This window comes from Bacteroides propionicifaciens DSM 19291 = JCM 14649 (genome assembly GCF_000375405.1).
Classification (GTDB): domain Bacteria; phylum Bacteroidota; class Bacteroidia; order Bacteroidales; family Bacteroidaceae; genus Bacteroides_E; species Bacteroides_E propionicifaciens.
Genome location: NZ_AQWS01000025.1, coordinates 26,680 through 39,245 on the forward strand (window position 1 = coordinate 26,680; position 12,566 = coordinate 39,245).

General features: G+C 38.4%; 7 protein-coding genes, 1 tRNA gene and 2 pseudogenes. 7 read left to right on the forward strand and 3 right to left on the reverse strand.

Features of this window, described 5'->3' with window-relative positions:
- Nucleotides 1-153 precede the first annotated feature (153 nt).
- From B091_RS0108580 to B091_RS0108590, 3 genes and pseudogenes are all read left to right on the forward strand, one after another.
- A complete protein-coding gene (locus tag B091_RS0108580; protein WP_018109595.1) occupies nucleotides 154-1,161 on the forward strand; it encodes an aspartate-semialdehyde dehydrogenase in 1,008 nt (335 codons plus the stop codon).
- Nucleotides 1,162-1,300: 139 nt separating this feature from the next.
- Nucleotides 1,301-2,020 (forward strand): annotated as a pseudogene (locus tag B091_RS12010) (exo-beta-N-acetylmuramidase NamZ family protein); the annotation flags it as partial.
- Nucleotides 2,021-2,234: 214 nt separating this feature from the next.
- The gene (locus B091_RS0108590; protein WP_018109597.1) at nucleotides 2,235-5,096 is read left to right on the forward strand and encodes an FAD-binding and (Fe-S)-binding domain-containing protein; all 2,862 of its coding nucleotides are present in this window, start codon (nucleotides 2,235-2,237) and stop codon (nucleotides 5,094-5,096) included.
- A gap of 82 nt (nucleotides 5,097-5,178) precedes the next feature.
- On the opposite strand, the gene bamJ is transcribed toward B091_RS0108590, so the two are convergent.
- A complete protein-coding gene (gene bamJ, locus B091_RS0108595) occupies nucleotides 5,179-5,778 on the reverse strand; it encodes a BamJ family beta-barrel-assembly machinery protein (RefSeq protein WP_018109598.1) in 600 nt (199 codons plus the stop codon).
- Between the two features lie 8 nt (nucleotides 5,779-5,786).
- The gene (locus tag B091_RS0108600; protein ID WP_018109599.1) at nucleotides 5,787-7,325 is read right to left on the reverse strand and encodes a glycine--tRNA ligase; all 1,539 of its coding nucleotides are present in this window, start codon (nucleotides 7,323-7,325) and stop codon (nucleotides 5,787-5,789) included.
- 184 nt (nucleotides 7,326-7,509) lie between these two features.
- Here B091_RS0108600 and B091_RS0108605 point away from each other — a divergent pair, with 184 nt between their 5' ends.
- From B091_RS0108605 to B091_RS0108620, 4 genes are all read left to right on the forward strand, one after another.
- Nucleotides 7,510-10,179 (forward strand): DNA gyrase/topoisomerase IV subunit A, encoded by a 2,670-nt coding sequence (locus B091_RS0108605; protein WP_018109600.1) that lies wholly within the window; start codon nucleotides 7,510-7,512, stop codon nucleotides 10,177-10,179.
- A gap of 18 nt (nucleotides 10,180-10,197) precedes the next feature.
- Entirely contained in the window at nucleotides 10,198-11,052 is an 855-nt protein-coding gene (locus B091_RS0108610; RefSeq protein WP_018109601.1) for a DUF3316 domain-containing protein, read from the forward strand.
- Between the two features lie 19 nt (nucleotides 11,053-11,071).
- Entirely contained in the window at nucleotides 11,072-12,094 is a 1,023-nt protein-coding gene (locus tag B091_RS0108615) for a S41 family peptidase (protein ID WP_018109602.1), read from the forward strand.
- Nucleotides 12,095-12,150: 56 nt separating this feature from the next.
- Nucleotides 12,151-12,232 (forward strand) — tRNA-Leu (locus B091_RS0108620).
- Between the two features lie 75 nt (nucleotides 12,233-12,307).
- Here the strand turns inward: B091_RS0108620 and B091_RS12500 are convergent.
- Nucleotides 12,308-12,472 (reverse strand): annotated as a pseudogene (locus B091_RS12500) (transposase); the annotation flags it as partial.
- Nucleotides 12,473-12,566: the final 94 nt, after the last annotated feature.

The following is a 12,566-nucleotide window of genomic DNA, read 5'->3' on the forward strand; positions in this document are numbered from 1 at the left end:
TCCACAACAATAGGTTTGTTTCTATGAAATATGCTCTTAATAAGCATATTTTGACATATTTACTTTATCTTTGCTAACAACTATATCTTTATATCCACTTTCGGATAGATATTGTGACACATAACCACAAAGAATCATTAAATCATAGAAAAAATGAAAGTAGCAATTGTTGGAGCTAGTGGTGCTGTAGGACAAGAACTCTTACGCGTACTAGATGAAAGAAATTTCCCTGTAGAAGAACTTCTATTATTCGGCTCTCACCGTAGTGTCGGAAATAAGTATGAATACAAGGGTAAACAAATAGAGGTTAAACTACTTCAACATAATGACGACTTTAAAGGCATTGATATTGTCTTTGCTTCGGCTGGAGGTGGTACTTCAATTGAATTTGCCGAGACCATGACAAAACATGGAGCGATTATGATTGACAACTCTAGTGCGTTTCGTATGGACAAAGACGTACCTTTAGTTGTACCAGAAGTCAATGCTCAGGATGCTAAGCTTAGAACAAAAGGTATTATTGCCAATCCAAACTGCACAACGACTCAAATGGTTGTAGCACTTAAAGCAATCAATGACCTCTCTAAGATTAAAACTGTCCATGTGTCAACTTATCAAGCTGCTAGTGGAGCTGGCGCTGCTGCAATGGATGAACTTATTGAGCAGTATAGAGAAGTACTCGCAGGTAAAGAGGCGACAGTAGACAAATTTGCCTACCAATTGGCTTTCAACCTAATTCCTCAAGTAGACGATTTTACTGAAAACGGATACACTAAGGAAGAGATGAAGATGTATAACGAAACCAAGAAGATAATGCACGAAGACATAGAGGTAAGCGCTACTTGCGTACGTGTACCTGCCCTACGTGCACACTCTGAAAGCATTTGGGTAGAGACCGAAAGACCTATATCGGTCGAAGAGGCAAAAGAAGCTTTCTCCAAAGCTAATGGGGTAGTTCTGCAAGATAATCCAAGCAAAAGAGAATATCCTATGCCGCTGTTTCTTACAGGCAAAGACCCTGTCTATGTTGGAAGAATCCGCAAAGATTTGACTAATCCCAATGGACTTGCCTTCTGGACAGTTAGTGATCAAATCCGTAAAGGCGCAGCCCTTAATGCAGTACAAATTGCAGAATACCTGATTTTAGAAAAAGAGATTTAATACCCAAGGGGTAATCAGATTAATATATAGAAGCCGTTTTGTCGATTTAGACAAAGCGGCTTTTTTAGTGCTAATATTAAGGGTTATTTACATATAATCTATATATTTAGAGATAATCTTAAATGTAGTACATCTGACTATGCTCAAACTAATCTATATACTCACCATTATTCTCTATCCACTGAGTCTCTTTTCATCTACGAGAGAACTTCGTATAGGAGCCGAGCGTACAGCTCTTTATGTTCCACTTTTAGAAGGAAAACGCATAGCACTATATTCAAATCACACGGGTATGGTTGGAGAGCAACACATATTAGATATTTTACTCTCCAAAGGACTCAATGTTAAAGCCATATTTTCTCCCGAACATGGTTTCCGTGGAAATGCCGATGCCGGGGAACAAGTAAGCAATACCAAAGACAGTAAGACAGGAATCCCAATTCTCTCACTCTACGATGGCAAGGAGAAAAGGCCCAGTAAAAGTTCTATGGATAAATTCGATGTGCTCGTTATTGACATCCAAGATGTCGGCTTACGCTTCTATACCTACTATATCACGATGGTTCAACTCATGGATGCATGTGCTACCAATAATAGGGAGGTGGTTATTTTTGATCGTCCCAACCCGAACGGATACTATGTAGATGGTCCTATCTTAGAGTCTAAATATAAATCAGGAGTTGGTGGACTACCCATACCCATTGTCCACGGCATGACCTTAGGTGAGTTAGCGCAAATGTGCTTGGGTGAAGATTGGTTGCCTTCCAAAAAATCGTGCAAATTAACGGTTATACCTTGCGAACACTATACACATCAAACTATGTACCAACTCCCTATAGCACCTTCTCCCAACCTGCCAAAGAGATTCAAGCCATGTGGGCTTCAGACGTAGAATCGTTCAAGACAAAACGTAAACCCTATTTACTTTACCCTGATAATGAACTTTAAACAGAGTGCAAGAAGCCTTAATTGAGGATAATTATCTATAGAATAATTCGGCATATTTTATGATACTATTTAAAAAATACTACCTTTATAATAATAAGAAAACACTATTTATTTAAGAATACACTATGACAGCACCAAAAGACTATAGCGCCTTTTTGAAAGATGCTAGAGGTTTTATACCCAAAGACCATATTTACACCGACGATCTCCGTCGATTAGCCTGGGGTACAGATGCAGGCTTTTATCGTTTAATTCCTCAGATCGTCATCCGTTCTTCTTCTGAAGAAGAAGTATCTAAATTACTCGCCTTGGCCAACAAATATCAGCTGCCCGCCACTTTTAGAGCAGCTGGCACAAGTTTGTCTGGACAAGCTATTAGTGACTCGATTTTGATCGTAGCCGGCAAAAGTTGGGAGAAATATTCTATATCGCCCGACCACAAAGAGATAACCCTTCAACCAGGGATCATCGGAGAATGTGTAAATCAGATTCTTAAACCATTTGGTCGTATATTTTCGCCCGACCCAGCTTCACTTAAAAGTGCTATGGTTGGTGGTATTGTTATGAACAATGCCTCGGGTATGAACTGTGGCACACACGCCAACAGTGACAGCGTACTTAAATCAGCAAGAATTGTCCTTATTGATGGTACAGTACTCGACACTGGTGATAAACAGAGTCGTGAAAACTTTGCTAAGACCCATCCCGAGTTTATCGCTCGAATTGAGCAAATCCGTGACGAGGTACGTGCTGATAAAGAATTGACAGAACGCATTCGTTTCAAATACTCGATTAAAAATGTAACTGGTCTAAACATCAGACCAATGATTGCCTACGACGATCCGTTTGATATTATTACCCACCTCATGGTAGGCTCGGAAGGAACTTTAGCCTTCGCTTCTGAATTTACAATGAAAACAGGCTACGATTATCCACATAAAGCGAGTGCTATGCTCTACTTTAGTGATATTAAAGAGGCCTGTAGAGCTGTTGTAGCGATGAAAAAGCTTACAACTAAAGATGGCGAAACAACAGTAAAAGGTGCCGAGTTGTTAGATGAGAAATCACTATCATCGGTTAACGACCCAACTGGCTCTGGGCTTACTGCTGTGCTAACTGAAACCATGGCAACAACCAAAGAAGAGCTAGAAGCCAATATCAAACAGATAACAAAAGAGCTTGACTCATTCAAGACTTTTGTCCCTGTTTATTTTACAGATAATCCTGCTGAATATTCAAAATATTGGGCTATTCGTTCAGGCATATTCCCATCAGTTGGGGGTACTCGTAAATTAGGTACTACATGCTTGATTGAAGATGTAGCTTTCCATATCGAAAACTTACCCGAAGCAACTTTCGAACTTCAAGAACTTCTTAAAGAGCACCATTACGACGATGCTTGTATTTATGGACATGCTCTTGAGGGTAACTTCCACTTTATTATCAACCAATCGTTCGACACCCAAGAAGAGGTCGATCGCTACGAGTCGTTGATGGAAGATGTAAAAGTACTTGTTGCTGATAAATATAACGGCTCACTAAAAGCTGAACACGGAACAGGTCGTAACATGGCTCCTTTTGTTGAGCACGAATGGGGTACACCTGCATTTAAGGTTATGCGTCAAATCAAAGAACTATTTGATCCTAACTACTTGTTAAACCCAGGAGTAATCTTCAACGACGATCCTAAATGTTTTATCAAGAACTTCAAACCACTACCACTTACCAACGAGATTGTTGATAAATGTATCGAATGTGGATTCTGTGAGGTAAATTGTTTGACTTGTGGATTCACACTTTCTTCTCGTCAACGAATTATCATTCAACGCGAGATTTCAAGACTAGAACGTGAAGGAACAGATTCGGAACGTGTAAAAACACTACGTGATCAATTCCGCTATCTTGGTGAAGCAACATGTGCTGGTGATGGCCTATGTGCGACCTCTTGTCCTATGCATATTAATGTGGGTGATTTAACTCACGTACTTCGTGAAATGGAATTTCCTAAAGGTAGCACAGGTTACAAAATCGGTAACTATGCTGCTAATCATTTTGCTGGAATCAAGGGTGTATTAAGACCAACACTCACACTAGCCAATGCTGCTCACACCGTTTTAGGTACTAAGATTATGTCAGCGATGACTGAAGGTATGCACAAAGCGCTTAAAATCCCATTATGGACCCCAGCGATGCCACGTCCTTATTACTTGAAGAAGAAAAAAGAAATCCCAGCATTCAATTCGGTTAAGAAAGTTGTCTACTTTCCAAGTTGTTTGAACCAAACTATGGGACTCGAAAAGAAATCCCCTGAAGAGTTGCCACTAATCAATAAGATGGCTTCACTGCTCCAAAAAGGTGGCTATGAAATTATCTTCCCCGAAGGAATGGACAAGCTCTGTTGTGGAACAATCTGGGAAAGCAAAGGTATGCCCGACATTGCAGATCGAAAAGTCAAAGAGCTTGAAGACTCACTATGGGAAGCTAGTAACCACGGAGAATACCCTGTGCTTTGTGACCAAAGTCCTTGTTTATATCGTATGAGACACTGTATTTCTAGAATGAAGCTATATGAACCAGCTGAGTTTATTGATACATTCTTAAAAGATAAGCTTGAATTCCACCAAGGAAACACACCAGTTGCAGTACACGTTACTTGCTCTATGAAGAAGATGGGACTAGCCGACCAAATCATTGGTCTTGCTAAACTTTGCTCTTCTGATGTCTTGGTACCCGAAGAAGTAGGCTGTTGTGGATTTGCTGGAGATAAAGGATTTACTAATCCAGAGGTCAATGAGTACGCACTGCGCAAATTAAAACCTCAAATTGAAAAGCGCGGCGTTAAGATGGGTTACTCCAATAGTAGAACCTGTGAAATCGGACTAACTACAAATTCAGGCGTTCCCTACGCCTCTATTGTGTATTTAGTTGACAAGCACACAACTGCTAAAGGGGCTAAGAAAGCAGAAACTGCTACAGCCCACAAATAAGCACTGATACTAAATCAATAAAAAAAGGATTGCTAAACCATAAGTTTAGCAATCCTTTTTTATATCATAAAACAAAGAGTTTTTATAGATCGGTAATATCAAATAAAGTGATATCAAATACTAACGATGAATAAGCTCTAATCATACCTGAATCTTGAATGCCATATCCTGATTGATAGGGGATATAAACCTCCCAACGATCACCAACATGCATATGCTGCAAGATCTCAGTAAAACCGTTGATTAAACTATTTACAGTGAAATTAGTCGGCAAATCAAAATCTGGCTGCGGATTATCACCCGTAAAATTCTCATCAAAAATATCTAAGTGACGATATGCTCTAGTTAAATAACGGGGTTTATCAAGGTTACCCATCACAGCCTCATTAATCAACATTCCTCTATAAAAAACATTTACTTTGCTTGTTAAATTAGGAACATCTGAGGTTTGATCACCCGATTTAAGAATTTTATAGTAGATGTATTGATCCAAATTACGTTGGTCTTGTACTCTAAATAAATCAGGGTCGGTATTGTCTTCATAAACTGAGGATACAGAATCTATGAAGTGTTCGTTACGCTCTTTCCAATTCGCATACTTGCTTTCTGTTTTGGTTTCACTACACGAGGTAATGAATAACCCCAACAAGATGGCAAATGAAAGTAAATGTTTTATACTCATATTATTCGTTATTGTAATTTCTTTAATAGAGAGGTAATACTTACTCTATCTGCGATTATATTATTCAGGTCAGCAATTGCAACACGTTCTTGTTCCATGGTATCTCTGTTACGAAGTGTTACACAGTTGTCGTTTAACGTATCGTGATCTACAGTAATACAGTATGGAGTACCAATAGCATCTTGACGACGGTATCTCTTACCTATAGAGTCTTTCTCATCGTATTGACAATTGAAATGGAATTTCAAGTCATTAATGATATCCATTGCTTTTTCTGCTAATCCGTCTTTCTTAACAAGTGGCAATACAGCAAGTTTTACTGGAGCCAAAGCTGCAGGAAGTTTTAATACCACACGAGTACCATTTTCTAATTCTTCTTCACAATATGAACCAGCCATAATGCTTAAGAACATACGGTCAACTCCAATTGAAGTTTCAACAACGTAAGGTACATAAGATTGATTTAATTCAGGGTCAAAATACTTAATGTTTTTACCAGAGAATTTCTCGTGCTGAGCCAAATCGAAGTCAGTACGCGAATGAATACCCTCTACCTCTTTAAATCCAAAAGGCATAAGGAATTCGATATCTGTAGCAGCATTAGCATAATGCGCTAATTTATCGTGATCGTGGAAGCGATAGTTTTCAGAACCAAATCCTAAGTTCTCATGCCATTTTAAGCGTTGCTCTTTCCAACTTCTAAACCAATCTAATTCGGTACCAGGGCGAACGAAGAATTGCATCTCCATTTGTTCAAACTCACGCATACGGAAGATAAACTGACGAGCTACAATCTCGTTACGGAAAGCTTTACCAATTTGAGCAATACCAAAAGGAACTCTCATACGGCCACTCTTCTGAACGTTCATGTAGTTTACAAAGATACCTTGTGCTGTTTCAGGACGAAGGTAAACCTTCATTGCACTATCCGATGTTGAACCCATCTCTGTAGCAAACATCAAGTTAAATTGACGAACTTCAGTCCACTCACGAGTACCTGATATTGGACAAACGATCTCTTCATCAACTATGATTTGTCTTAACTCTGTCAAGTCGTTGTCATTTAGAGCTTTTGCAAAACGCTCATGGACAGCATCTCTTTGTTCTTGGTATTTGAGGACTCTAGCATTGGTGGATCTAAACTCTTGCTCATCAAACGCCTCACCAAATCGCTTAGCTGCCTTAGCAACTTCTTTATTTATTTTGTCGTCGTACTTAGCCAATTGGTCTTCAACAAGAACATCGGCACGGTAACGTTTTTTAGAATCTTTGTTGTCAATTAACGGATCATTAAAAGCATCTACGTGACCTGAAGCTTTCCAGATAGTAGGATGCATAAAGATAGCCGAATCAATGCCTACAATATTATCGTGAAGTAAGACCATGCTGTCCCACCAGTATTTTTTAATATTGTTTTTGAGTTCCACCCCCATCTGCCCATAATCATAAACTGCTCCCAACCCATCATAAATATCACTTGAGGGGAAAACAAATCCATATTCTTTACAATGTGAAACTAATTTTTTAAAAACATCTTCTTGTGCCATCTTCAATAATCAATTATCATTAATAATTTACATTCAATATCAATGTCTAGGCAGCCTAACAGCCTATAAATTAAATGCAAAGTAAGTGAATTTTTCAATTAAATTCGTATTTTTGTCTGTACATCATGCTAATATTGATGTTAAAATGATAAAATGTTGTTAAATCAGGAGGGAAACAAACTTTATGAGTGATGATATCCATTATAAATCAGAAAATAATCAATTTGACAAACCTACAGCATCCTCTCCAGAGCATGTAAAACACCATCTGTCGGGTATGTACGAGAATTGGTTCTTAGACTACGCTTCATACGTAATCTTAGAGCGTGCCGTACCCCATATAAACGATGGCCTTAAACCTGTTCAGAGACGAATCTTGCATTCAATGAAACGAATGGACGATGGGAGATACAATAAGGTTGCCAATATTGTTGGTCATACAATGCAGTTTCACCCACACGGTGACGCTTCTATTGGTGATGCACTGATTCAACTTGGACAAAAAGACTTCCTGATAGATTGCCAAGGGAACTGGGGTAATATTCTGACAGGAGACCGTGCTGCTGCTCCTCGTTACATTGAGGCTAGACTTTCTAAATTTGCGCTTGAAGTGGTTTTTAATCCTAAAACTACCGAGTGGCAAAAGTCGTATGACGGCAGAAACAAAGAGCCTATTACCCTCCCTCTTAAATACCCACTTATTCTAGCTCAAGGAGCTGAGGGGATCGCTGTAGGACTCTCATCCAAAATATTACCTCACAACTTCAACGAAATTTGTGATGCTGCTATTAATTATCTAAATGACAAGCCATTCACACTCTATCCAGACTTCCAAACTGGAGGTTACATAGATGTATCAAGATACAATGATGGAGAAAGAGGCGGAAACGTTAAGGTACGCGCAAAGATCAATAAAATTGACAATAGGACACTTTCAATAAGTGAAATTCCCTTTGGTAAAACTACAACCTCGGTCATTGATTCGATATTGAAAGCTGTTGACAAAGGGAAGATAAAAATACGTAAGGTTGACGACAACACTTCAGCTGAAGTTGAAATTATCGTGCACCTACCTTCTGGTGTATCTTCGGATCGCACGATTGATGCCCTATATGCCTTTACAGACTGTGAAATTAGCATTTCTCCCAATTGCTGCGTAATTGAAGACAACAGACCGCATTTTCTTACTATTAGTCATGTATTGAAACAAGCTGTCGATAACACGCTTAAACTTCTCAAACTGGAGTTAGAAATCCGTAAAGGAGAACTTGAGGAGAGCTTTCACATGGCTTCCTTAGAAAAGATATTTATTGAAGAGCGAATATATAAAGACAAAGAATTTGAATCGTCTAAAGATATGGATGCTGCATGCAAGCATATCGACAAGCGATTAACACCATTCTATCCACAATTTATCCGTGAAGTCACCAAAGAGGACATCCTAAGGCTCATGGAAATTAAAATGGGTAGAATCCTAAAATTCAATTCCGAGAAAGCCGATGAGATCATGGCTAAGATGAAAGCTGAAATTGCTGAAATCGATAAGGAGTTGTCAAATATGATAGGCTTCACTACACGTTGGTTCTCGATGCTAAAACAAAAGTACGGGAAAGAGCACCAGCGCATGACCGAGATCAGAAACTTCGATACAATCGAAATAACTAAAGTAGCCGAAGCCAATGAAAAACTCTACTTCAATGCCGAAGAAGGGTTCATGGGAACTGACCTAAAGAACAGTACGTTTATCAATAACTGTTCAAAGTTTGATGATGTAATCGTTTTTTATAGTGATGGTAAGTATATGATTACTCCCGTTATCGATAAAAAGTTTATTGGTAAGAATGTAATTCACATTGACATATTCCAAAAAGACGATGAACGTACTATCTATAATGTCGTGTATAGAGACGGTAAAGAGGGTGGCATATATTATATAAAAAGATTCTTTGTCACCTCTGTAATTCGAGATAGAGAATACGATATTACCCAAGGCACTCCAGGCTCCGAAGTAATCTACTTTAGCGCAAACCCCAATGGTGAAGCCGAAGTTATTCATGTTACACATAGAATTAAGCGAGGTGAACGCAGCCGAGTACGTAAGGTTGAGTTCGATGAAGATTTCAGTTTAGTCGCTATCAGAGGCCGACAAGCAAAAGGTAATATTCTAACCAAGCGAAGCATTAGAAAAATAGCACTAAAAGAACACGGTAAATCGACATTAGGTGGAGTTGATGTGTGGTTTGATCCAGATGTTAAAAAACTAAATCACGATGAGAGAGGACTATACCTTGGTGAATTTACTGAAGAAGATAGAATTCTTGTAATCACTGATAAGCATCTGTTTTACACCTGCTCGTATGACATAACAACCCATTTTGAAGGCAATATAAAGCATATTGAGAAGCTAGACGAAAAGAAAGTATGGACTGCAGCTCTAATAGACGCAAATAATAAAAATCAAACTTACCTCAAACGATTCTGTTTCGAAGATGTCAACAAACCTGAAAGTTACTTAGGCGGAAACAACAAGAGCGTAGAGTTGTTATTAACTGATAATGCTGAACCACTACTTAAAGTCACATTTGGTGGACCTGACAAACATAGAGATACGCTAACTGTGGATGCAGTTAAGTTTATTGATCAAAAAGGTTTTGGAGCAAAGGGTAAACGTCTGACTACCTATCAAGTTGAATCAGTAAAGGATATAAACCCGCACTCCGAACAAACAAAAGAAACTAAAGAAAGCGGGGACAAAAACATATCCACCAAACCCGATAAGGAATCAAGTGAACCTGAACCCGAAAACGAACTAAAAAAGAAAGACAGAAATGATGGTCAGATGGATCTTTTCTAATGCGTCTCTAAAAGGCTTATGGAAAAAACAATATTTGGGTGTTTACTAATCCTAGCACCTTTCTTCAGTGATATTAATGCACAGAATTTAGAAGATGTCGATGCCCCCAAAATTATAAATAGAGCTGTATCCTATGGCGTGGGGTACAGCAATATTTTTGACACCTACCTCTCGCCTCAAGAGTACAAAGGAATCGATTTTAGAATTGCTAGAGAGACCAACCGAATGACTCGTCTTTGGGATGGCAACGTATCGCTCCATAACTTCTTGCAAGCCGATATATCTTATACACACAACCATGTGGATAATAACAACTCATTTTCGGGACTACTCAATTGGAACATTGGTCTACACTACCAATTCAGGATTAGCCCTAATTTCAAAATTCTAGCTGGTGCCTTAATTGATGCTAACATAGGATTTATTTACAACCTAAGAAATGGTAATAATCCTGCGAATGCCAAGCTATATCTAAATTTAGCTCCCTCGGGTATGGCTATTTGGAAGACTAAAATAAAATCACTGCCCATCACTCTGAGGTACCAAGTAAACATCCCAATTATGGGAGTTATGTTCTCTCCACACTACGGGCAATCTTATTATGAGATGTTCTCTGTTGGCAACGATAAAGGACTTTTAAAGTTTACCTCACTTCATAATCAACCTTCAATAAGGCAGTTCATCAGCATGGACATACCAATCAATCGAGTAAAGCTTCGCCTAAGCTATATCATGGATATACAACAAGCTAAACTTAATAATATTAAGTCACATAACTATGGCCATGTATTTATGGTAGGGTTCGTTACAGATCTTATCAAAATACGCCCTAAGACAACTAAGCAAATTCCTGACAATCTAGAGGCTTACTAAACAATCAGAACTTAAGAAAATGGTTAAATCGACTATAAACAAATATTGGAAAGTACTAGCTCTTGCAATCTGTATAACGACTACTAGTAGCTGTTATAGAGAGGAGACAGTTGACAATTCACCCATGGGCAACTTTGAAGCTCTTTGGAAAATTCTCGACGAAGGATATTGCTACTTTACCTATAAAAACATCGATTGGGATGAGGTTTATTATAAATACAAACAACAAATATCATCCAACATGTCATCTGAAGAACTTTTCGATGTACTTGGAGAAATGACTAGAGAGCTTCGTGATGGTCATGTAAATCTAGCATCTTCGTGGAACCTAGCTAGATATTGGGAGTGGTATCAAGATTATCCGCGCAATTTTGACGAAACAATACAAGATAATTACTTAGGAAAAGACTACCGTATTGCCGGAGGAATTAAATATAAAATACTTGAAGATAATATAGGGTACATCTATTATGAAAACTTTGCAAGCCCAATAGGTGATGGAAATATAAATCACATATTAAAGCATTTAGAGCTTTGCGATGGCATTATTATTGACATCAGAAATAACGGAGGTGGAAATATAACAAACTCATCAAAATTAGCCTCACATTTTATAGAAGAGGAACTCATTACAGGCTATACAATGCATAAAAAAGGGCCTTCACACGATAGCTTTTCCAACCCATATCCTATCAAGTTAAGTCCTGCAAAAGGAATTAGGTGGCAAGAGGGTGTTGCTCTACTTATTAACAGGCATACCTATAGTGCTGCAAACGACTTTACCAATAATATGAGCTTACTCGATAATGTCACTCTTATAGGTGACCGAACGGGCGGTGGTGGAGGTCTTCCATTTACCTCAGAGCTCCCCAATGGATGGACACTTAGGTATTCAGCTAGTCCACATTTAGATGCAAATAAAGAACACATAGAATTCGGTATTGATCCAGACATAAAAGTAGACATGAACAACCTAGATAAAATGCAGGGTAAAGATACAATAATAGAAACAGCTAGAAATTTATTAAAAAAAGAGAGCTAAATATTTGTCAGATAAAAAGAAACATAGTACATTTGCATCGCAATCAAGCAATATCTGCGGATGTGGCGTAATTGGTAGCCGCGCTAGACTTAGGATCTAGTGTTGAGAGACGTGAAGGTTCGAGTCCTTTCATCCGCACATAAGAAGAGCTTCTGATATAATATCAGAAGCTCTTCTTGCATTCAGTAGCTTTCTACCTGTGGGATTTGCATATCAAGCATAGATTTTAGTCAAGCGATAAATAAAGAAGTTTACATCTCTTACTCCTCTTAAACTAGCTCTAAAAGATTTTATTTTAGCATTGAAGCTTTCAGCTGATGCATTTGTAGAACGGTTGTTGAAGAACTGTACTATGTTATAATAATTGGATTGGATGCTGACACCCTCTCATAAAGTGTGTAAGTTAAAATGATCGGCTTGGGTAACAACTTTACCTGAGCCGTTGTTTTATAATAAAAAACTTAGACATGTA